The 22,341-nt window shown below is 67.7% G+C and carries 19 protein-coding genes; 10 read left to right on the top strand and 9 right to left on the bottom strand.

Going from position 1 to position 22,341, the window contains the following annotated elements; all coding sequences use genetic code 11:
• Window positions 1-10 precede the first annotated feature (10 nt).
• Entirely contained in the window at window positions 11-1,543 is a 1,533-nt protein-coding gene (locus tag K3M35_RS13765) for a CYTH and CHAD domain-containing protein (protein ID WP_220666554.1), read from the top strand.
• A 148-nt stretch (window positions 1,544-1,691) separates the two neighbouring features.
• The gene (locus tag K3M35_RS13760; RefSeq protein WP_064062131.1) at window positions 1,692-2,585 is read left to right on the top strand and encodes a universal stress protein; all 894 of its coding nucleotides are present in this window, start codon (window positions 1,692-1,694) and stop codon (window positions 2,583-2,585) included.
• A 70-nt stretch (window positions 2,586-2,655) separates the two neighbouring features.
• On the opposite strand, the gene K3M35_RS13755 is transcribed toward K3M35_RS13760, so the two are convergent.
• The gene (locus K3M35_RS13755; protein ID WP_064255940.1) at window positions 2,656-4,167 is read right to left on the bottom strand and encodes a bifunctional aminoglycoside phosphotransferase/ATP-binding protein; all 1,512 of its coding nucleotides are present in this window, start codon (window positions 4,165-4,167) and stop codon (window positions 2,656-2,658) included.
• 162 nt (window positions 4,168-4,329) lie between these two features.
• On the opposite strand from K3M35_RS13755, the gene K3M35_RS13750 reads away from it, so the two are divergent.
• From K3M35_RS13750 to K3M35_RS13725, 6 genes are all read left to right on the top strand, one after another.
• The gene (locus K3M35_RS13750; RefSeq protein ID WP_220666553.1) at window positions 4,330-6,732 is read left to right on the top strand and encodes a glycerol-3-phosphate 1-O-acyltransferase; all 2,403 of its coding nucleotides are present in this window, start codon (window positions 4,330-4,332) and stop codon (window positions 6,730-6,732) included.
• Window positions 6,729-8,159, top strand: coding sequence for an HAD-IB family hydrolase (locus K3M35_RS26655; RefSeq protein ID WP_006551744.1), 1,431 nt, complete (start codon window positions 6,729-6,731; stop codon window positions 8,157-8,159). The genes K3M35_RS13750 and K3M35_RS26655 overlap by 4 nt, the downstream gene beginning before the upstream one ends.
• Window positions 8,160-9,278 (top strand): YbhN family protein, encoded by a 1,119-nt coding sequence (locus tag K3M35_RS13740; protein WP_219129943.1) that lies wholly within the window; start codon window positions 8,160-8,162, stop codon window positions 9,276-9,278.
• Window positions 9,279-9,362: 84 nt separating this feature from the next.
• A complete protein-coding gene (locus K3M35_RS13735) occupies window positions 9,363-10,967 on the top strand; it encodes a sodium-dependent transporter (protein WP_019289992.1) in 1,605 nt (534 codons plus the stop codon).
• The gene (locus K3M35_RS13730; RefSeq protein ID WP_006551747.1) at window positions 10,964-11,071 is read left to right on the top strand and encodes a methionine/alanine import family NSS transporter small subunit; all 108 of its coding nucleotides are present in this window, start codon (window positions 10,964-10,966) and stop codon (window positions 11,069-11,071) included. The genes K3M35_RS13735 and K3M35_RS13730 overlap by 4 nt, the downstream gene beginning before the upstream one ends.
• Window positions 11,072-11,240: 169 nt before the next feature.
• On the top strand, window positions 11,241-12,068 hold the full coding sequence (locus K3M35_RS13725; RefSeq protein WP_037217111.1) for a hypothetical protein: 828 nt from the start codon (window positions 11,241-11,243) through the stop codon (window positions 12,066-12,068).
• 47 nt (window positions 12,069-12,115) lie between these two features.
• Here the strand turns inward: K3M35_RS13725 and K3M35_RS13720 are convergent, their stop codons facing one another.
• Complete coding sequence (locus tag K3M35_RS13720; protein ID WP_220666552.1) at window positions 12,116-12,799, bottom strand: TetR family transcriptional regulator; 684 nt, start codon at window positions 12,797-12,799, stop codon at window positions 12,116-12,118.
• Window positions 12,800-12,962: 163 nt separating this feature from the next.
• On the opposite strand from K3M35_RS13720, the gene K3M35_RS13715 reads away from it, so the two are divergent.
• Complete coding sequence (locus tag K3M35_RS13715; protein ID WP_024103036.1) at window positions 12,963-13,808, top strand: LLM class F420-dependent oxidoreductase; 846 nt, start codon at window positions 12,963-12,965, stop codon at window positions 13,806-13,808.
• 23 nt (window positions 13,809-13,831) lie between these two features.
• On the top strand, window positions 13,832-15,295 hold the full coding sequence (locus K3M35_RS13710; RefSeq protein ID WP_220666551.1) for an FAD-dependent oxidoreductase: 1,464 nt from the start codon (window positions 13,832-13,834) through the stop codon (window positions 15,293-15,295).
• 49 nt (window positions 15,296-15,344) lie between these two features.
• On the opposite strand, the gene K3M35_RS13705 is transcribed toward K3M35_RS13710, so the two are convergent.
• From K3M35_RS13705 to K3M35_RS13675, 7 genes are read right to left on the bottom strand one after another with little or no spacing between them, the layout of a single operon-like run.
• Complete coding sequence (locus K3M35_RS13705; protein WP_006551752.1) at window positions 15,345-16,922, bottom strand: GMC oxidoreductase; 1,578 nt, start codon at window positions 16,920-16,922, stop codon at window positions 15,345-15,347.
• Between the two features lie 22 nt (window positions 16,923-16,944).
• Window positions 16,945-18,204, bottom strand: a complete 1,260-nt coding sequence (locus K3M35_RS13700; protein WP_220666550.1) for a hypothetical protein — start codon at window positions 18,202-18,204, stop codon at window positions 16,945-16,947.
• The gene (locus K3M35_RS13695; RefSeq protein ID WP_220666549.1) at window positions 18,198-18,749 is read right to left on the bottom strand and encodes a nuclear transport factor 2 family protein; all 552 of its coding nucleotides are present in this window, start codon (window positions 18,747-18,749) and stop codon (window positions 18,198-18,200) included. The genes K3M35_RS13700 and K3M35_RS13695 overlap by 7 nt, the downstream gene beginning before the upstream one ends.
• Before the next feature lie 15 nt (window positions 18,750-18,764).
• On the bottom strand, window positions 18,765-18,959 hold the full coding sequence (locus tag K3M35_RS13690) for a ferredoxin (protein ID WP_006551755.1): 195 nt from the start codon (window positions 18,957-18,959) through the stop codon (window positions 18,765-18,767).
• A 7-nt stretch (window positions 18,960-18,966) separates the two neighbouring features.
• Window positions 18,967-20,355: a cytochrome P450 gene (locus tag K3M35_RS13685; RefSeq protein ID WP_006551756.1), complete on the bottom strand. Its 1,389-nt coding sequence runs from the start codon at window positions 20,353-20,355 to the stop codon at window positions 18,967-18,969.
• The gene (locus K3M35_RS13680; RefSeq protein WP_006551757.1) at window positions 20,352-21,137 is read right to left on the bottom strand and encodes an SDR family oxidoreductase; all 786 of its coding nucleotides are present in this window, start codon (window positions 21,135-21,137) and stop codon (window positions 20,352-20,354) included. The genes K3M35_RS13685 and K3M35_RS13680 overlap by 4 nt, the downstream gene beginning before the upstream one ends.
• Window positions 21,130-22,317 carry a cytochrome P450 gene (locus K3M35_RS13675; RefSeq protein ID WP_006551758.1) on the bottom strand — a complete coding sequence of 396 codons (1,188 nt, stop codon included), beginning with the start codon at window positions 22,315-22,317 and terminating at the stop codon, window positions 21,130-21,132. The genes K3M35_RS13680 and K3M35_RS13675 overlap by 8 nt, the downstream gene beginning before the upstream one ends.
• Window positions 22,318-22,341 lie beyond the last annotated feature (24 nt).

Raw genomic sequence — 22,341 nt, 5'->3', positions numbered from 1 at the left:
GAGCAGATGGATGCCCAGCACATCGTCGGCGACCGTCGCGGAGGAGGCGGAACGCAAGTACTCCGCCACCGGCGACCGGCCGCTTCCGGACCTGACGGGACTGCCGTCCGTCGATGCGATCGACGTCGACCGGTTCGAATTGTCGGCCCAGTACTACGACACCGCCGACCTGTGCCTGCTGCGCTCGAAGATCACGCTCCGCAGGCGCGAGGGCGGCGACGACGCGGGATGGCATCTCAAACTGCCCTCCGGTGTCGACACCCGCACCGAACTGCACTTCCCCCTCGGCGACGACTCGGCCGAGGACGTTCCCGCAGACCTCGGATCCCTGTTGCGCGGCATCCGCCGTGGCGCCCCGTTGAGCCTGGCCGCTCTGCTCGTGACCCGACGACATCGGCACCGGCTCCGGTCGTCCGACGGCGGCTTCGTCGCGGAGGTGGTGGTCGACGACGTCGACGCCGTGCGCAGCGCCGACGGATCCGAGATCCGCTGGAAGGAGATCGAGGTCGAGTGGAATTCCACCCTCGGCGACGAGACGATCGGCCGATTCCTCACAGCACTCAAGGAACGCTTCGCGGCCGTCGGGATCACCCGTTCGGAGAGCCCGTCGAAGCTCCACCGCGTGCTCGGCGACCTGCTCCCCGCCCGCCCGCCGATCGCGAAGGGCCTGATCCCGGTACGCGACTATCTCTCGAGCGAACTGCACACCCTGGGGTTGTCCGACATCGCCGTCCGCCGCGACGCACGCGACGCGGTGCACAGCATGCGCAAGGCCGCGCGGCGTCTGCGCAGCGCACTGCAGACCTATTCCGACGAGATCGTCGTGGATCCCGATCTCGTCGACGAACTCCGTTGGCTCGGAAGACGTCTCAGCCCGTCACGTGATCTCGAGGTCCAATGGGAACGGCTCACGGATCGCGTAGCCGACATCCCGGTCGAATCGCACCGGGAAGCGACGAGAGCCCGTATCGACGAGTACTTCTCGGCACGGTCGGAGGCCGCCCGCCTCGAAGCAGTCGACACACTGGACTCGGACCGGTACGTCGGGCTGCTCACCCGCCTCGACGCGGCGATCACCGACATAGCGCCCGCCACAGAAGCGGCGGGGGCACGGCCGAAAGTGGCACGGAAGGAACTGTTGCGCGCGGTCGCAGCGCTGTCGAAAAAGGTCTCGCGCCGCGTCGACAGGGTCGGCGACGCCGAGAACCCGGCGGAGCGCGACGCGCTGATGCACCGGGCACGCAAGGGCGCCAAACGGATGCGGTATGCCATCGAGGTGATCGCGCCGCTGCATCCGAAGCGTTCCGGGCGGATCCTCGACCGGTTCGACGACTTCCAGGATCTGCTCGGTGAATTCCAGGACTCCGTCGTGGCGCGGGAACACCTCCTGGACATGCTCTCCGAGCAGGGCCACACCGCCGAGACCAGTTTCGGGCTCGGGATCCTGTTCCGGATCGAGACCGAGATCGGCGACGCGCAGGCCGCACATCTGGACAGCGGATGGCGGAAGGCATACCGCGCCGCTCGCCGATTGTGGACCTGATCGAGGCCGGAAGGCTCTGGTCGGGGCCTCCCCGATCGGGGATCATGAAGATCGTCGACACCGGGTCACGGCCGCGTCGTGGCGGTAACGTGGCCTCGGTCCGACCTGCGCGCGGGAAGCCGCGCGTCGCAACGAGAAGGAGACATCCATGAGCACACCGAGCACCCGCAAGGCAGTCGTCGCAGGCGTCGACGGCTCCGAAACGGCTGTAGCGGCAGCGCGGTGGGCCGGTGCCGTCGCGTCGCGCATCGGAGCACCCCTCCACCTCGTGCACTCGATGCCCCCGGAGGGCATCTTCTACAGCGAGGCCGCAGTGCTCGTGCAGTCGCAGATGATCCAGCAGCTCGAGGAGGACGGCAAGAAGCTCCTCGCCGACGCCGCCGAGCGAGTCCGCGCAGATCACCCCGAGCTCGAGATCAGCAGCTTCATCGGTCCCGGTCCCGCAGCCAAGTCGCTGCTCGAGGCCGCCGAGGACGCACGCCTGGTCGTCATGGGCGCCACCGGCGCGGGTGCGCTGGAGAACTTCCTCCTCGGCTCCACCGTTCTGCGCGTCGCGAACCATGCGCCCTGCCCGGTGGTCGTGTGGCGCGGCAACACCGATTCTCCGCTGCCCGATTCCCGGCCGATCGTCGTCGGTGTGGACGGTAGCGAATTGTCCTCTGCCGCAGTCACTCACGCGTTCTATCTCGCGTCGGCCCTCGGGGTTCCGCTGCGGGCAGTGCACTCCTGGCTCGGTGACGCCGCACTCGGTGTCGGCGCCACGGCCGCGCTGGTCGATTGGGATGCCGTGGAGACCTCGGAGACCGCGGTTCTCGCCGAGACGCTGGCCGGCTGGAGTGATCGCCACCCCGAGGTCACCGTCGAGCGTGTGATCGATCGGGGCCCGGCCTCGAAGGTCCTGCTCGCGCACCTCGACGACGCCCAACTCGTCGCAGTCGGAAGCCACGGACGTGGCCAGTTCCGCGCCGCCCTGCTCGGATCCACGAGCCAGAACCTGCTGCACAAGGCTCCGTGCTCGGTGCTCATCGCCCGCAAGGTCTAGAACCGATCGTTCCGGTTCGACGGGGATCGCTTCGACGAAGCGATCCCCGTTCACTGTTCTCGGGGCGCGATCACCAGGGCGCTGGACCGAGCATGCTCTCCAGTCGCGCCGCGTCGACGGTCTCGACACCCGTATCGATCGCCGCTGCCTCCGGCCACGGATCCCGCCGGCGGAGTTGCTGTTCGAGCACGGCAGGGGTCGCATCGGAGGCATCGTCGCCGCGCTCGGCTCGGGATGCCATCCGTTGCAACAGGATTCCCTTGTCTGCACGGCACTCGATCTCGATCACATCCACGGAAGCACCGTCCGCGACCTTGCGGGCCGCGTCGCGCTGCCCGGACGACAACCAGGTCGCGTCCAGCACGACGGATCGTCCCCGGGCCAGAGCGGTCTCGGCACGGCGCAGCAGTTCGCGGTAGGTCGCCTCCGAATGCGTCGGTGCGTACAGACCGGCATCCGTACCGTCGCCGGTGCGGTCGGTGGGTTGCAGACCCGCCAACTCCTTGCGGACGATGTCGCTGCGCACTACGTCCGCTCCGAGATACGCACCGACCGTGCGCGACAGTGTCGTCTTGCCGGTCGCGGAGACACCACCGACGAGCACCATGCGCACGCGCCCCCGGTCGAGATGTCCCTCGAGCAACTCGACGAAACCGGTCGCCGTTTCCCGCGCCGCTGCATCACCCTGCTCGTAGCGTAGGGCGGTCACCTTCGCGCGCACCAACGCTCGATAGGCGATGTAGTGGTGCACGAGAGAGGAGGGCGGATGATCGCCCGAGACCTCACCATATTGCTCGAGCAACCGCCGTGCTGCGGGTTCGGCACCGAGACGTTCGAGATCCATTGCGAGGAAGGCGAGATCGAGTACTGCGTCGCCGTAGCGTAACTCGTCGTCGAACTCGAGGCAGTCGATGATGCGCGGACCGTCGTCGAGACAGAAGATGTCGTCGGCGAGCAGGTCGCCGTGTCCGTCCACGGCCCGGCCCGCCGCGATGCGTTCGTCGAACAGCACCGCCCGGCCGGCGAGGTAACGGTGCACGGACTCCCGGATCCGCGTCAACGCCCCGGCACGATCCGCCCCTACCTCCAGCCGGCCGAGATGGTCGAGACTGAGATCCCACAGCTCGGCGACGAAATCCGCGGAGGCACACCGGTCGATCTCGGGACCGTGCGGCGAGGAGGCGTGCAGTGCGGCGACCTGCTGTGCCACCTCGTCGATCACCACCGACACGTCCTCACCTCGGCGGACCGCGGCGGCCAGGCGCCGGTCGTCGGGCAGCCGCACCATTTCGACGAGGTGCTCGCACAACTGTCCGTCCGGGCCGTGGACGTCCGCGACGCCCAGATAGACGTCCGGTGCGAGACGCCGGTTGAGCTCCACCTCCCGGTGGCAGATCCGTTCACGGGCCTCACGCGTGCGGTTGTCGAGGAAGCCCAGGTCGAGCGGCTTCTTCAGTTTGTGCACGCGCTCGCCGACGAAGAAGACCACCGACGAATGCGTCTCCCTCACCCCCGCGTAGCCGACACCCTCCGGTCCGGCACCTGTGGTCACTGCGCCCTCCCTGTCGTCGGCGGCTCCCACCGAGTCCTCTCGTCCACCATATTGTCGTTCAGACACTCCCCCGGTGCATCTGCACAGCGCCCACCGGTGCATCCGCACAGTGTGTGTTCTCCTCCGGATCGCCCGAACGAACCGGCCGCGACAGGTAGCTTTCACACCGAGGTGACTTCTGGACGGGGTGAGATGAGAAACGATCAACCGAGCCGGGTACGAGGAGACGACACCGTGCGGGCGGACGACGGACCCACGGTGGCGGTCCTCGCGTACACGACGACTCTCGAACGAACGATGATCGAGGATTGGCTGCGCTCGGACGAGCTTCCCGCCGAGTACCGCACGCCGACCCGCCCCGAGTCGCTCGACCTCGACTCACGGGTGCTCACCGAGGAGCTCGTGACCCGCACCGACGATCCGCTGATCCTGCCCTTGCGGATCGTGTGGCTCCCGGCGGAGCGCGACGGTGCGCGGCGTATCCGGTTTGCCGACGTCCTTGCCCTCACGAACCCACGCAATCCGAATCTGCTGCTGCAGAAATGGCTCGTGCGCAAGGGTGCCGACCGCTACCGGATCGTCGTCGCGAAACCGGCCCGCCTGTCCGAACTGCGGGACGCGCTCAGGGCGGAGGGCGGTGACGGTGACGACGGGGCACTCGCGCGGTACGTGACCCGTCGCGCCGTCGTCGCGCTCGAACGCGCGGAGCGAGCGGTGATCGGCGACCGCTACAAGGTCCCGCGGCTCGTCGCCGCCCAGATCATGGACTCGCCGATCTTCCGGCGCCGTCTCGACGAGATCGCCGCCGAGCACGGCCTCTCGCGCGCCGAGGTCGAGTCGCGGGCGCGCAGTTCCCTCGACGAACTCGTGGCCGTGCAGTCACGATTGGTCACCGACCTGTTCACGCAGGCGATGCGGCCGTTGCACGCGTCGGCATGGACCGTGCACGCCGACGAGGCCGGTCTGCGCGCACTGCGCGAGTCCAACCGCCGGTACGCCCTGGTCTTCCTCCCCTCGCACCGGTCCTACGCCGATGCCTTCGTGCTGGGCGACATCCTGGCGGCGAACGATTTTCCCGGCAACCACATCATGGGCGGGGCCAACCTCACCTTCTGGCCGATCGGTCCCGTCGCCCGCCGCACCGGCACGGTGTTCATCCGGCGCAGCTTCGCAGACGACGACGTCTACAAGGCCGCGCTCGAGGAGTACTTCGCGTTCCTGCTGAGCAAGCGGTTCAACCTCGAGTGGTACTTCGAGGGCGGCCGGACCCGCACCGGCAAGCTCCGGGCCCCGCGCTACGGATTGCTCAGCTACGTCGCCAACGCGATCCGCGGCGGACGCGTCGAGGACGCGATGCTGGTGCCGGTCTCGATCACCTACGAGGGACTCGCCGAGGTCGCGGCGGTCGCCGCCGAACAGACCGGCGCGACGAAGAAAACCGAAGGCCTGGGATGGCTGGTGCGCTACGCCCGCAATCAGCGCAAGCGGGCCGGGAACGTGTACGTGCGGTTCGGCGATCCCGTGTCGATGCGCGAACTGCTGGTCGCCGGTGGGGATCCGGACCTGACCGCACCGGCGCCGGCAGCCGACCCGTCCGCGGCGCCGACGGATTCCGAGGAGATACGGGTGCTGCGCCGCAAGGCGCTGCAGAAGGTCGCCTTCGAAGTCGCGGTCGGCATCAACTGCAACACTCCGGTGACGGTGAACTGCCTGGTCACCCTGGCCCTGCTCGGTGTGCGCGACCGCTCGCTGACGCTCGAGGAGGTGCGGGCCGTGATCGCACCTGTCCGCCGTTATCTCGATCGCCGCGGTGTCCCGCAGGGCGGGCTCCACATCCTCGACGTCGAAGGTGGGCTCGAGGACGTGCTCTCGTCGCTCACCCACGCGGGGGTGGTCACCACCTACGCCGGCGGGGAGGAACCGGTCTACTCGATCCAGCCGGGTCAGCATCTCGTCGCGGCGTTCTACCGCAACAGCGGCGTGCACTGGTTCGTCAACCGGTCGATCATGGAGCTGGCCATCCTCTACGCGCACGCCAATCTCGGTGACGATCCTGTCCGGGTGGCGTGGGAGGAGGCGAAGAACCTGCGCGACCTGCTGAAGTTCGAGTTCTTCTTCCCCGACCGAGACACCTACGAGACCCAGATGCGCGACGAGCTCGCCTTGCTCGTCCCGTCCTGGGGCGACACGCTGCCGACGAAGGACGAAGCGCTGACCGGTCTCGTCGAGACCGGCTTCTTCATGTCGCACCGCACGCTGCGGTCGTTCTTCGACGCGCAGCTCGTCGTCGCCGAGCGCCTCGCCGTCCGGGATCCGGAGCTCGAGGTCGACCGCGCCGCCTTCCTGTCGGAGTGTGTGGCGGTGGGCCGGCAGATGCTGCTGCAGCGCCGCCTGTACGGGCCGGAATCGGTGTCGTCGGAGTTGTTCGCGTCCGCGCTCGACCTGGCGCGCAATCGAGGATTGCTCGACCACGACGAGGACCCCGAGACCGTCCGCGAGCGCAGGAAGGCATTCGCAGCGGAGCTGTCCGAGTTGGCCCAGCGGGTCGCGCTGGCCGAGTCGCTCGACGTGTCGAACAGAAAGGTGGAACGGTGAACCTCGAGCAGGCCCTCGAACGGGTGCGTACGGGTCCGCAGGGACCCGAGGTGGCGGCCTTCTTCGATTTCGACGGCACCATCGTGCACGGCTTCTCCGGTGTCCACTTCTTCCGCGACCGGGTGCTCGCCGGGAAGGTCTCCGCATCCGAACTGGCCGCGACGATGATCAACGGGATCCGCGGGACGGAGACCGAGGAGGACTTCGAACGCTTCGTCGCGATCGCCTTCAAGGCGTGGCGCGGTCACACCGAGGACGAGCTCTACGAGATCGGCCGCCGGCTGTTCATGACGACGATCGCCGGACACCTCTATCCGGAGGCGTGGCAACTCATCGGCGCGCACCAGAACGCGGGCCACACGGTGGTGATCGCCTCGTCGGCGTCCCGCTACCAGATCCAGGCCGCCGGGGACGCGCTGGGCGTCGAGCACATTCTGTTCACCCCACTCGAGGTCGAGAACGGTGTGCTCACCGGACGGGTCGACGGGAAATCGTTGTGGCGCAGCGGCAAAGCGGAGGCGGCACGCAATTTCGTCGAGACACACGGCATCGACGCCGAGGCCAGCTACACCTATTCCAACGGTGGTGAGGACGTGGAGTTCCTGGCCGTCGCCGGCAACCCCACGGCCACGAACCCCGATCGCACTCTCACCCGATTCGCCATCGAACGCGACTGGCCGATCATGCGGTTCCGGCCGCGCGGTACGCCGGGCGCCCGCGAACTCGTCCGCACCGCCGCCGCCTACGGCGGGATGTTCGGCTCGGTGTGGACGGGTCTCGGTCTCGGTCTGATCAACCGCAGCCGCAAGACCGCGCTGGACTCGATCATCAGCATCGGCACCGAGGTCTCCCTGGCCCTCGCCGGAGTGAACGTACGCATCGTCGGGGAAGCGAATGCGTGGGCCGCCCGGCCGGCGGTGTTCATCTTCAACCACCAGAGTCAGCTCGACCCGGTGGTGCTGGCCAAGGTCCTGAGGCAGGACTTCACGGGCGTGACGAAGAAGGAGATGGCCAACGACCCGTTGTTCGGGCCGCTTCTGCGGTTCGTCGGCGCCACCTTTGTCGACCGCACGAACACCGAGCGGGCGGTTGCGGCGCTCGGACCCGTCGTCGACACCCTCCGCGAGGGGACGTCGATCGTCATCGCCCCCGAGGGCACACGCTCGCTGACCCCGGCGATCGGCAGGTTCAAGAAGGGCGCCTTCCACATCGCGATGCAGGCCGGTGTCCCGATCGTGCCGGTCGTGATCCGCAACGCCGGCGAGATCCTGTGGAAGCACTCGACCCTGCTGCGGTCGGGCACCGTCGATGTGGCGGTGCTCGAACCGATCGACGTGAGCGGCTGGTCGCGGGAGAACTTCGGTGAGCACATCGCCGAAGTCGAGGACCTCTACCGCCGCACGCTGTCGAGTTGGCCCACCGACTAGATGACGAACGAGACCGTGACACCCGAGGAGCCGGACGACGGAGCCGACGAGAGCCCGCACGGTGAGAGCGGGCCGCTCACCCCGAAGCGACGCCGGTATCTCAAGTGGATCGTCGGTGCTCTGCTCGTCGTGGTGCTCACCGTCGAGATCGTGCTCGTGTGGCCGGAACTGTCCGACAGCGTCCGCGGCCTCGGGCATCTTCACTGGGGTTGGGTCGCGGCAGCGGTGTTCGCCTCGATGGCGGAGATGTCGACCTTCGCACGGGTGCAGCGGGCGCTACTGTCCGCGGCGGGTGTGAAGGTCTCGCAATGGCAATCGCTTTCGGTGGCCCTCGCGGCGAACTCCATGAGCGTGACCCTGCCGGGCGGACCGGTGGTCGGGACGACCTTCACCTACCGACAGATGCGGCGCTGGGGCGCACCCCCGGTGGTGGCGACCTGGCAGCTGGTCATGGCCGGGCTCCTCCAGGCCGCCGGACTCGCACTGCTCGGCATCGTCGGCGCTCTGCTCGTCGGCGCCAGCAACAACCCGTTCTCGCTGATCTTCTCGCTCGGCGGTCTGCTGCTGCTGGTCGTGCTCATCCAGTACGCGGCCGGCAATCCTGGTTCGTTCGAATCGATCGGCCTGATCGCCCTGCGGAGCCTGAACCGGTTGCGGAAGAAGCCGGAGCAGGCGGGTGCGCGAGCGTGGCGGAAGATCGTCGGCCAGCTGAGCGCGGTGCAACTCGATCGTCCTCATGCGGCCCGCGCGTTCGGCTGGTCGCTGAGCAACTGGGTATGCGACGGTGCTTGCCTGGCGTTCGCCGCATACGCGGTCGGTGGCGCGCCGAGCCTGGCCGGTATCGCGGTCGCCTACGCGGCCGGAACCGCCACCAGCCGTGCCATCCCGCTGCTCCCCGCCGGTCTGGGTGTCATGGACGCCGTGCTCGTGCCGGCGCTCACCGCCTCCGGCATGACCGGCGCGCAGGCCCTGTCGGCGGTGGTCGTCTACCGGTTGATCAGTTTCGTGCTCGTCGCCGCGGTCGGCTGGATCGTCTTCGCATTCCGCTACCGGAACGTCGGCGAGGAGGGGGACGAGGACGAAACTCCCCCGGACCTGCGGCTCTGGGACGACGGCTGAAGGCGCCGACCCGAAAAGATCGCCCGCGCGCCGGTCGGGGCGCTAGCGTTGTCCTCCATCCGGATGAATGGAGGGACGAGGTCCGTGGCACAGCACGAGGTCACACGTAAACGGGAAGTCTGGTCGGGCCGGTCGGTGTTCATCATGGCCGCAATCGGCTCGGCGGTCGGACTCGGCAACATCTGGCGCTTCCCGTACATCGCTTACGAGAACGGTGGTGGCGCATTCCTGATCCCGTATCTGGTCGCGCTGCTGACCGCGGGTATCCCCCTTCTCCTGGTCGACTACGCGATCGGGCACAAGTTCCGCGGATCGCCGCCGCTGGCCTTCCGCAGACTGCGCCGCGGCGCCGAATTCATCGGCTGGTGGCAGGTGCTGGTGTGCTTCGTCATCGGCGTGTACTACGCGGTGATCGTGGCCTGGGCCGCGCGGTACACCTTCTTCTCGATCACCGAGGCCTGGGGCGACGACCCCGAAGGCTTCTTCATGAGTTCGTTCCTGAACCAGGACACCGATGCGACCTTCGGCCTGAGCTTCGTGCCGGGCGTCGCGTGGACGCTGCTGCTGGTCTGGATCGCGACGCTCGCGGTGCTCGCTCTCGGCGTCCAGCGCGGTATCGGCAACGCCAATCGGTTCTTCGTGCCGTTGCTGGTCCTGCTGTTCGGTGCGCTCGTCGTCCGGTCGCTGACCCTCGACGGCGCGACCGCCGGTCTCGATGCGTTCTTCACCCCGAACTGGTCGGCGCTGACCGACACCGGGGTGTGGATCGCGGCGTACGCGCAGATCTTCTTCTCGCTGTCCGTCGCCTTCGGCATCATGGTGACCTACGCGTCGTACCTGAAGCGCAAGACGAACCTCACCGGTTCGGGTCTCGTGGTCGGGTTCTCGAACTCGAGCTTCGAGGTGCTCGCCGGCATCGGCGTCTTCTCCGCTCTCGGCTTCATGGCCCAGGCGCAGGGTGTCGAGGTCGGTGAGGTGGTCGCGGGCGGTATCGGCCTCGCCTTCATCGCTTTCCCCACGATCGTCTCGGAGATGCCCGGCGGCCCGCTCTTCGGTGTGCTGTTCTTCGGTTCGCTGGTCTTCGCCGGGTTCACGTCGATGATCAGCATCATCCAGGTGACCGTCTCGGCCTTCCAGGACAAGACGGGCCTCGGCCGGGTGCCGGCGGTACTCGCCATCGGTGGTGTGTCGGCAATCGTGTCGCTGCTGCTCTTCCCCACCACCACCGGCCTGAACACTCTCGACGTGGTGGACCGCTTCGCGAACCAGTTCGGCATCGTGGGTGTCGCCTTCGTGGCGCTCGTGGTGGTCGCGTGGATCTATCGTCGTCTGCCCGAACTCCGCGACCACCTCAACTCGGTGTCGTCGTTCAAGGTCGGCACGGGCTGGATGGTGTTCACGGGCATCATCACCCCGCTCGTCCTCGGCTACATGCTGTTCAGCGAGATCCGCGACCGTGTCCGCGACGGCTACGGCGGTCTTCCCGACAGCCTGGTCACGGCCTTCGGCTGGAGCGTGCAGGCCGGCGTGATCATCCTCGCCGTCCTCCTGACGTTCATCCCCTGGCGCAGGGGAATCGACGAGGAATACGAGCTGGACGAGAACCGTCCGCCCGCATCCGCCCAGGCGCCTGCTTCGTCCGGTGCTCCCTTACCCGGACCCGACTCGTCCACAGGAGGTACCCGATGAGCACAGCGGCCGTCGCCATGATGATTCTCGCCCTCGTCACGCTGTGGGGCGGTCTCCTGCTGAGCATCCTGCATCTGCGTAAGCATCCGGACGATCCGGACTGATCATCCGCACCACCGACTCACATGGGTGTCGGTTCGGTAACACCACGGGGCGGCGCTCTGGCCGGAGCGCCGCCCTTGTGGTCTCCTGGAGCGGTCATACTCTAAACCTCTAGTTTAGAGTTAGGTAAAGCCCGTCCGGGTGTCACGACCCACAGGAGGAGAACCCCATATGAGCCGCAGACACCGCAATCGGATGCGTCGCATCTCGGCCGCCGCAGCCCTGACCGTCGCCGCAGGTCTGGCGCTTCCCACCATCGCCGGCGCCGAACCCGCACCCACGGACCCGGCAGCACCGGCGGAAGCGCCCGCCACGAGCCCGCTCGTGAGCTCGCTCGAGGCTCTCCGCGCGCTGCCCGGCGTCGATCCCACGACTCTCGCTGCCGCCGAAGCGATCGCGAACGCACGCGGAAGCGCTGTCGACGCGGCCGAAGCGACACCGCTCGGCGCCTACGAGGACGGCATGGAGTTCCTGCGTCGCCTCGGCGTCGAACCGTTCCTCTACCCCACCGGCGCACCGTTCTGCACGGCCGACGGCGACCTGCCGCTGGGCACCGTGCCCGCCGTTGCGGGTGCTCTGCCCGGGCCATGGCCGAACCGCAGCCTGTCGCCGCTGCCGGGCACCCTGAACGTCGTCTCGCCCGGTGAGACGCTCTTCGCGTTCGTCCCCGTCGGCCTCGAGGAGGACGCCGACACCTCGGGCATCCAGCTCGCGTGGTTCAACGTCAACACCTTCCAGGGTGGCTTCGTCCCGATGGGCACGCCGGAGGAGACCGCGGCGGGAGCCATTCCGGCCGGCCTTCCCGTCCAGGCCCGCGGCATCGTCGAGCAGGCCATCACGACCTTCATCGCCGACACCCTGCCGCTGGGTGGCGTGCGGGTCGCGCCGGTCGAGACGGGGTCGGGCACCGTACTCTCGGCCGTCTTCGGCAACGTGCGCAACGGCGACACGCAGTGCTTCTTCCTGCCCACGATCGGCATCGTGGACGTGCCGGCCTGATCGAACCAGAGCTCCCGAGCGGAGCCCAGAACTGCAGCGGGTGGGCGTCAGCACGCCCGCTGCAGTCGGTTCAGCCGGTCGAACACGAGCGTGACGGCGGTGTCCATGTGCGCGAGCACATCGTCGACCGACTGCCGGCCCGCCACCCAGGCGACCAGCGCCGACATCCACACGTCGGCGATGATCCGCACGGCGTTGAGCACCTCTTCGGTGACGATGTCGATGCCTGCCGCCTGCGCGAACAGTCGGGTGAGCACCTCACCGAGACGGTCGAGTTCGGGCGCCGAGGACGCGTCGGCGAACATCGCCGCCCGGATGAGCGCGTCGTAGCGCAGCGGATTCTCGGACAGACGCGGCATCACTCCGCGCAGGACGCCCATCAGGCGCTCGGCGGCACCGTCGCCAGGGATCTCCACGGTGGTCACGGCTTCGGCGGCGGTCTCGAATTCGAGTACGAGCGCCACGACGAGCAGGTGGTTCTTCGAGGGGAAGTAGCGGTAGACCGTGCCGAGAGCGACACCGGATCGGTCTGCGACCGCCCGCATCTGCACGGCGTCGTATCCACCCTCGGAGGCGAGCTCCTCGGCGGAGGCGATGATCCGCATGTACCGCGCCCGCTGTGCCGGTCGCAGGCCCGCACCGGGCGACCGGGTGGACCCGAGGGCCGGCCGCGAGGTCTGCGTCGACGCCGACTCCTCGCCCGCGGTCTCCGTCGTCGACTGCTCCGTCATCACGCCACCTTCCGTTCATGCCCGTTTCGAGGATAGTTCAGCGTGGGACGACTGCCTTTTCGTACGGCCGACCGGCCGCAACCGGACAGGTGTCCGGAAATCTCTTCCCTCCGGATGTAGAACGCGTTACATTTTCTCCGTCACCGTCTGGAGAGGGGCTGTTGTGCGCCACGGAATCACCCTGTTCACGAGCGACCGGGGAATCCGGCCCGAAGTCGCTGCCTCGACCGCGGAGAGTCGCGGTTTCGACAGTTTCTACGTGCCCGAACACACCCACATCCCGATCCGCCGCGAATCCGCGCATCCGGGAACGGGCAACGAGACCCTTCCCGACGACCGTTACATGCGCACCCTCGATCCGTGGGTGGCGCTGGGGCTCGCAGCCGCGGTGACGTCGACGATCAAACTGGGCACCTCCGTCGCACTGCCCCTCGAGCACGACCCCATCACGCTCGCCAAGACCATCGCGAGCCTCGATCACCTCTCCGGCGGCCGGGTGAACTTCGGTGTCGGATTCGGTTGGAACGCAGAAGAACTCGCCGACCACGGCGTACCGCCGAAGAAGAAGCGCACCGCCATGCGCCAGTATCTCGAAGCGATGCAGGCGCTGTGGACCGAGGAAGAAGCCTCCTACGAGGGAGACTTCGTCGCATTCGGGCCGAGCTGGGCGTGGCCGAAACCCGTGCAGCAACCACGGCCCCCGATCTTCCTCGGCGCCGGTTCCACCGACCGCAACTTCGACTGGATCGTCCGCCACGCCGACGGCTGGATCACCACCCCCACGGAGAACAACGTCGTCGACAACGTCGCCCGTCTCCACAAGGCCTGGGCCGACGCCGGTCGTGCCGGAACTCCCGAGATCCTCGCTCTGGCAGGCCGTCACGACGCCGAACAACTGAAGATCTGGGAGGACGCCGGGGTCACCGAGGTGATCTTCGGTCTGCCCGACCGCGCCCAGGACGACGTCGTCGCGTACATCGGCCGACTCGCCTCGAAACTCGACCACTGATCACCGACCCCGAACGGACCCCGATGAGCACCGATCTCCACCCCCTTCCCGCCGGCAGCGTCTCCACCTGGGACCACGAAGCCGACGTCGTCGTCGCCGGTTACGGCATCGCCGGTGTCTCGGCGTCCATCGAGGCCGCCCGCGCGGGTGCCGACGTGCTCGTGCTCGAGCGGACCGGCGGTTGGGGCGGTGCGGCCTCACTGTCGGGCGGCATCGTCTACCTCGGCGGCGGCACCCCGCTGCAGAAGGCCCTCGGATTCGACGACACGCCCGAGAACATGAAGGCGTTCATGCTCGCCGCGCTCGGGCCGGGCGCCGACGAAGCGAAGATCATCGAGTACTGCGAGGGCAGCGTCGAACACTACGAGTGGCTCGTGGACAACGGCGTGGTGTTCAAGGAGAGCTTCTGGGGCGAACCCGGGTGGGAGATCCCCGGTGACGACGGCCTGATGTACTCCGGCGGCGAGAACTCCGCGCCCTTCAACGAGATCGCGACGCCCGCCCCGCGCGGCCACGTCCCGCAGATGACCGACAAGCGGACCGGCGAGAAGGGTGGCGGGTACATGCTCATGCAGCCGCTCTCCCAGGTCGCCGAAAGCCTCGGTTTGCGTGCCGAATACGACGTGCGGGTTCAGCGGTTGATCGTCGACGGCGACGGACGCGTCGTTGGCCTGACGGCCAAGCAGTACGGCAAGGACGTCCACATCCGGGCCCGCCGCGGCGTCGTCCTCGCGACCGGCAGTTTCGCGTACAACCAGGAGATGGTCGAGTCGTACGCGCCGCAGCTCAGCGGTCGCCCGGGTGCGGCGATCGAGGAGCACGACGGCCGTGCGATCCGCATGGCGCAGGCGCTCGGCGCCGATCTCGCGCACATGGACGCCACCGAGGTCGCCTTCTTCGGCGACCCGCAGTTGATGGCCCGCGGCATCCTCGTCAACGGCCGCGGTCAGCGGTACGTCCCCGAGGACACCTATCCGGGCCGTATCGGTCAGCTCACGCTGCTGAAGAACGACAACCAGGCCTATCTGATCATCGACGAACAGGCGTACGAGGAGGGTTGTGCGGCAACGAGTTCGACGCCCTTCTTCCGGTTCCGTCCGAAGTGGGTCGCGGAGACCGTCGCCGAACTCGAATCCGACATGGAACTGCCTGCCGGGACGTTGCAGGCGACCGTCGAGGTCTACAACAGGCACGCGGAGAACGGCAGCGATCCGGTGCTGGGCAAGAAGAGCGAGTGGGTCAAGCCCATCGGCAGCCCGATCGCCGCGCTCGATCTCCGAAACTGCACAGCAGGTTTCACGCTCGGCGGTCTGCGCACCTCGGTGAACTCGGAAGTGCTGCACGTGTCCGGCGATCCGATCCCCGGCCTGTTCGCCGCCGGTCGCTGCACGTCGGGCGTGTGCGCGTGGGGTTATGCGAGCGGCACGTCGCTGGGGGACGGAAGCTTCTTCGGTCGCCGCGCCGGTCTGTCGGCCGCGAAGGGCTGAGACCGAACGGGTGGTTCCCGCGGCCGAGCCACCGGAACCACCCGTCAGGTCAGAACACGCGATCCAGGTCGCGTGAGACGATCCGATCGGCGCCGTACTCGGCGAGTGCCGCGATCGTCATCGACGGATTGCACGCCCCGGTCGATCCCGAGATCTTCGCGCCGTCCACCACATACAGGCCGGGCTGGCCGTGCACGCGACCGGCGTCGTCGCACACCGCCCCGAACGGCGCACCCCCGAGCGGATGGAAGGTGTTGATGTCGACGGCGTTGACGTCGATGACGATCGAGGCCGGTCCCGCGATCCGCCGGATGCGGGCCTCGATCGCGCGGGTGAGTTCCCGGTCGTAGGCCTGATCCCAGTTCAGGACCGCATCGTCGCGGCCGGCGTCGTAGTGCCAGACTCCTCGGCCGTCGACGATCCCCAGACCGATCATCGTGGTCGTTCCCACATCGTCGGGGAACGGCACCGGGCCGGTGACGATCATCAACGGTCCGGCGGGATCGGTGTAGTCGCGCATACCCACACAGGCGGGGCCGCCCTGATGGTCGCCGGGGCTGACGAGCGGACTCGTCACGGCGAACACTCGGTCGCCGTTGTTGCCCCATCCCGTTCCGACGCCGTCGGGAAGATCGGGGACGAACCCCTTCGCCTTCGCCTTCACGAGGAGACGGGTCGTGCCGGCCGATCCGGCACCGAGGAACAGCGACTGTGCGAGGATCCGCTTGCGTTCGAGAACCTTCCCATCCGTGTGGATCCGGTCGACGTGCACGATCCAGGTGCCGTCCGGAGCGCGCTCGATGTCGCCGACCCGATGCAGCGGCTCGACCGTGACGTGTCCCGTGCGTTCAGCTTCGGCGAGATAGGTGACGTCGACCGAGAACTTACCGCCGTTGTTGACTCCGTAGATGACGTCGCCCGTCGTGTAGGACGGTTTCAGTTCCCCGGTCAGCTCCCGTCGCGCGAAGTCCCAGTCGATGCACATCGGCACCCTGAACGTGTCGTAGCCCTCCGAGCCTGCACGGTCCAGGAACTGTCGTGAGGACCGGTACCGATCGTGGTCGAGCAGATCGTCCGGGATGGTCGCGACCTGCAGCATCCGCGCCACCCGCCGGTAGTGGTCGGAGGCCAGCAGGTCGTAGTCGATACGCGAGGACACCGAATCGGAGAATCGCTGCCCGTCGGGCTGCACGGTCATGCCGTGATAGGCCAGCGAACTCCCGCCGACCCCCGCGCCGCACATGACGTCCATGCCGTTCCCCGGAACCCGTTCGATGAGCCCGGTGAACGGTTCGGTCGGGATCGGCGGAGTACCGGTCATCACCGGGGCGGACGACAACCACGACATCCGCCGGTCCGGTTGCAGCATGTGAGGGAACGTCTCGGCATTCGGTCCCGTGGGCCAGCGGATGCCCCGTTCGAGGACCAGGGTCTGCACACCGGCCCGGCCGAGATGCAACGCGGTGATCGCACCGCCGAATCCGCTGCCCACGACGACCGCCCGATGGCGCTCCTCGGTGACCTCGGCGCGTGCGCGTGGGATCGGGGACAACGACAACGCGGCAACGGCCGCACCGCCGACGACGGTTCCCCGCAGGAAGGTACGGCGGGACAGCGCAATATTCACGAAGGGCTCTCCTGGAGCGTGGTCAGACAACCGTGAGCGGGAGTGGGATTCCCCGATCTTCGAAGACGAAGGACGAACCCGTGCTGAAGCGCGTGATGGCGACCTCGTCGCACTCGTTCGCCGGGGATTCGGCACGGAACACCTCGACGACGAGAGCCTCTTCGGTCGCGGAGACCAGGCGGGTGGTGAAGTGCGGGTCCACACCGCGCACCAGAGCGTCGAGCGGACCGAGGTGTTCGGGGTCGATCAAAGTGGGCCAGGACCCGTCGTCGAAGGCGCCACCTCGCCGGTTGATCCGGAGACCCAGCGCGTCGTCGTCGAAACAGATCACCCGATCGACATACCGGTCCGGTGCCAGCATCGGGTGTACGTCGAGCACCGCGGACAGGCCGGCGAACGAGCGCGGCAATCCCAGCGCGGTACGGATGCGCTCGGACGTGATGCCGGCGATACCCGTGAGCTGCTTGCGGGTCAGCTCGATCGCGGACTGCTCGTCGGTTCGCTTGCGCACACTCATGAGGAAGCCCAGAGCGAGCAGGTGATGCTGCAGGCACACCTCCTCGGCGATGCGTACCAGGGCCGACTTCGAGAACTCGTCGAACCGGAGGTCTGCGAGGAGGGGACCCGAATAGTCTTGTCTCCCTTCGCCTTCGCGGTCGATCGGGCTCAGCTCGAGTGCCACGGCCGCGGACCGGCCGAGCGCTTCGGTGTGAGGTGCGACAGCCGGTGGTTCGTACGAGGGGTCGATGGTGACCGTCCACGCGCAGTGCGGGTGCCGATCGGCCGGCGCGCGGGGCGGCCGATGGATCGGCCGCACCCGGGCGTGCGGATTGGTGGCGAGCGCGGTGGCGTCGAAGGTCGGGTCCTCGATGTCGTGGCACATCGCGGTCACGTAGGCGTCGCCGAGGGGCTCGACGTCCATCAGCGCCCCGCAATGGTCGAGCGAGAACTCGCCGTGGTCGCGGTCGTCGACGCGATAGCGGAAGTCCATGAACTGCGGGGGCGCCCCGATATCGAGTTGCATGCCCTTGAAGATGGTGACGACGTCGTCGCCCTCGAACTTCAGGGCACGCTGCATGCGGCGCGTGTACCACGGCGACGACGCCTGCCATTCCTCGATGGCCACCTCCGCCATGCCCTCCCGACCGAACGCCGAGATCAGATGCGCCATCCCCGAACGGTCGATGAGCTGACCGCACAGCAACAGTTCGGGGACGAGCGCGGCGAGGTCGGTGCGGGAGAGCGCGGCGAACGATCCGCCGGTGTCCACGCCGGTCACCACAACGGAACCGGCGACTCGCCGACCCGGTACCAGCCGGGAAGACGCTTCTTCCCCGTCGATCGCTCGATCCGCTTCTGCATGCCGCCGGACAGCGCATCCGCCGTGATCATCTCGAGGAACAGGTGCGAGACGTTGCCGAAGTCGAAGAAGTCGCGCTGCCACGACCACTGGAAGTTGCCGCCGTACCGGAACCAGCTCCCGCCGATGCCGTGCACGGAGTAGTGCTCGCCGTTCTCGCGGGTCGCGTCGGCGATCTGCTTCCAGAACCCGATCACGTCGCCGGAGCGTTCGTCGACGACGAACTGCTGGTAGGGATACTGCCAGCCTTCGAGCCCGTCCATCTCCTGGCCCAATGCGAGGTCGCGGATCTCCTCGCGGCCCACGGCCATGAACTCGTCCTTCGGACCGTAGTTCCAGCCGTAGGTGGCGTCCTCGGTGTACAGGTCGGCCAAAGGCTTCCAGTCGCCTTCGGCCTCGGCGCGTTTGTTGGCGTCGACCCAGCGGGTGATCATCTCGTCGAGCTCGGCACGATCGAACGTGGCCATCCTGTCTCCTGGTCCTCAGTCTTCGACGATGCGAAGGGCTTGGGTGGGGCAGTACTTCACAGCTGCTCGTACGTCGGCGTGCATCTCCTCCGGCACGGGGTCGAGGAGGATCTCCACCTCACCCCGTTTGGCGACCGTGAAGGCGTCCGGGGCTTCCATCGAGCACATCGCGTGTCCTTGACACAGATCGAGATCTGCTTCGATCCTCATCCGAACCTCACTCCTGCGTTGCCGTGCCGGTGCCGGCCGCCGCGCGGGTGCGACGCCGGTACCGCACAGCACACGGCTGTTCGAGCTGGACCACCATCTTCGAGTGATCGTTGCGGTAGGTCTCGGGCGGCTGGGACAGTTCGAACTCGAAGTCGCGCAGCAGAACCGAGAATATCGCCTTCAGCTGCATGAGCGCGAACGCCGCTCCCACACAGCGGTGCCGGCCCGCCCCGAACGGGATCCAGGTCCACCGGTTGACGATGTCCTCCTGGTTGGGGTCGATGTAGCGGCCGGGATCGAAGGCGTCGGGATCCGGGAAGTCCTCCGGGATCCGGTTGGAGATCGCCGGTGTCGCACCCACGAGATCGCCCTCCGAGATCCGGTATCCGGCGACCTCGAAGTCGTCGCGCGCGACCCGAAGAAGCAGGATCAGCGGCGGGTGCAGGCGCAGCGTCTCCTTGAGCACCGCCTCGAGTACCGGGATCTGCCGCAGTGCATGGAAGCTCACGCTCTCGCCGTCGGAGTACAGGACGTCGAGTTCTGCCGTGACCTGCTGCATGCACTCGGGGTTGCGCAGCAGTTCGATGAGCGCCCAGGCCGCCGTGCCGGAGGTGGTGTGGTGGCCGGCGAACATCATCGAGATGAAGATGCCGGTGATCTCGTCGGCACTGAACCGCTCCTTGCCGTCCTCGTCCTTGATCGAGACGAGGACGTCGAGCATGTCGCGGTCCTCCTTGCCCTGCGGCGGGTTCGCGATGCGTCCGTCCATGATCTCCTGCACGAGCTCCACAAGCCCGCGGCGGGCCTCGTCGCGTCGCCGGAAACTCTCGATCGGCGCGTAGGGATCGACGAAGGCCAGTGCGTCGGTGCCCTTCTCGAGGTCGTGGTAGAGGTGGGCGAACCGTCCGTCGAGCTGGTCGCGGAACTTCTTGCCGATCAGGCAGGCCGACGACGTGTAGATGGTCAGCTCGGCGAAGAATTCGAGCAGGTCGATCTCGCCTTCGTCGCCCCACCGGGCGACCATGTCCTGCACTTCGCGGTCGATGGTCGCCGCGTGACCGCGCATCTGTTCGCCGCGCAGCGCCGAATTGTGCAGCATCTCCTTGCGGCGTTCGGGGCTGGCGTCGAAGACGACACCCTCACCGAAGACCGGCTTCATGAACGGATAGGCGGCCTGCTGATCGAGATCCTCGTCCGCGGCACGGAAGAAGAACTCGTTGGCCTCCGCACCGGAGAGGAGTACGACCTTCTTGTCGGCGAGCTGGAAGACCCCGACGTCGCCGCACTCCTCGCGCACCCGGCGCATGAGCGCAATGGGATCGGTGCGCAGTTCCTCGAGGTGGCCGTGTTCGTGTTCGCCGCCGGACACACGCCGGGGCTCGACGAGTGTGGTCATGGATTGTCCTTCCGCAGGGGTGCTTCGGGTTGAACCTCGATGAGCACGATGTGGGCGCCGCGGGGGGCCGAGACGACCGAGAGCGCGGCCGCGGCGATGTCGGATGCGCGAAGGAAGTAGGGGTGTCGGGCGAAACCCCATGTGCCCCAGTCTTCGAGCATCGGTTCGAGCACCTCCGCCGGCGCGGTCATGCCGGCACCGGTCTGCGTCGGTCCGGGGCGCACGACCGACGCGCGGACACCCGTACCCTCGAGTTCCATCCGCATCTCGCGGACGAGCGCTTCGAGGCCGGTCTTGGCGGCGTTGTAGGCACCCATCCAGGGCCGGGGAAGCACGGCACAGTCGGATCCGATCACGACGAAGTCGCCGCGCTTGCGTTCGATCATGCCGGGGAGCACGCGATGGGCCAGGCGTTGGGTGCCCATCAGGTGCACGTTGACCTGGAAGGCGAACCGGTCGGGGTCCATCTCGTGGGGCAGCGCGAAATCCATGTCGCCCGCTCCCGAGACGACGATCTCCGCGGCGCCGAGAGCCTCTTCCGCTGCGGTGACGAACTCGTCGACGGATTCGGTGGACGACACGTCGAGGAAGTGGGCGAAGGCCTCGCCGCCCTCACCGCGGATCTTCTCCGCGATCGCCGCGCACTCCTCCACGCGGCGCGCCCCGAGCGCGACGGGGTGCCCGGCCTCGGCGAGCGCGTAGGCGGTGGCGGTACCGATTCCGGAGGAGGCTCCGGCGACCAGCGCGGGACGGCGTTCGGGATGGGGTTCGAATCTAGGCATGTCGTTCGGTGACCTCTACAGGAAGGGCCGCGAAGCCTCGGACATTGGTGGAATGGACACGTTCGCAGCGGTCCTCGTCGATCTCGTAGTCGGCGACGCGCCGGGCGAACTGTTCGAGCGCGATGTTCGCCTCGAGGCGGGCCAGATGTGCACCGAGGCAGAAATGCACTCCCCCACCGAAACTGGCGATCTTCTGGGAGCTGTCGCGTCCGATGCGGAAGTCGTCGGCGGTGTCGAATACGTCGGAATCGCGGTTGGCGGATCCGATGAGCAGCAGCACCTTGTCGCCGGACCGGATGGTGGCGTCGTGCAGTTCGATATCGGCGACGGCGGTGCGGGCGACGATCTGGCTCGAGGTGTCGTAGCGGAGGGTCTCCTCCACCCACTGCGGTGCGCGAGCCGGATCGCGGAGGACCTGCGCCACCTCGGATTTGTTGTGCGCGCCCCAGTAGAGGGCGTTACCGAGGAGTTTCGTGGTGGTCTCGTTGCCCGCGACCACCATGAGGAACATGAACCCGATGATCTCGTCGTCGGTGAGCCGGTCGCCGTCGATCTCGGCTGCCAGCAACGCCGACGTGAGGTCGGAGGTCTCCTTCTTCCGGCGTTCGGCGAGCATGTCGGCGTAGTAGCCGACGAGGTGCAGCGATGCCTCCATCGCGGCGACCGGCACGTCGAGCACGCCCTCCTCGCGGTGGACGACGAGGTCGGCGAGACGGCGGATCTCGCTGCGGTCGGATTCGGGCACGCCCATGAGTTCGGAGATCACGTCCATGGGCAGCTTGCCTGCGAACTCCGAGATCCAGTCGAATTCCCCTGCTTCTGCAGCGGGTTCGAGATAGCGCAGGGTCAGTTCGAGGATGCGTTCCTCGAGGTCGGCGACGCGCCGCGGAGTGAATCCCTTGGAGACGAGCCGGCGCATGCGCATGTGGCGCGGGTCGTCCATCGCGAGGAAGGACATCACCTTGTGGGCGTTGGGCCCGTAGGCGGACGGATCGAGCGAGACACCGTTCGCACTCGAGAGTCGCGTGTTGTCGCGGAAGGCCGCGACGACGTCGGCGTGACGGGACAGGGCCCAGAACTCGAGGTCGGGGTTGTGGTAGACCGGCGCCTCTTCACGGAGGCGGCGGTAGGTGGGATACGGATCTTCGTGGAAGGCGTAGTCGTACGGGTTGAAGATCACGGGGCCGAGCGTCGGTGGATCGGG

Origin of the sequence: Rhodococcus sp. DMU2021, assembly GCF_019641445.1 — a bacterium.
Lineage (GTDB): Bacteria > Actinomycetota > Actinomycetes > Mycobacteriales > Mycobacteriaceae > Rhodococcus > Rhodococcus pyridinivorans.
This window is presented reverse-complemented; position numbering and strand designations above follow the sequence as displayed.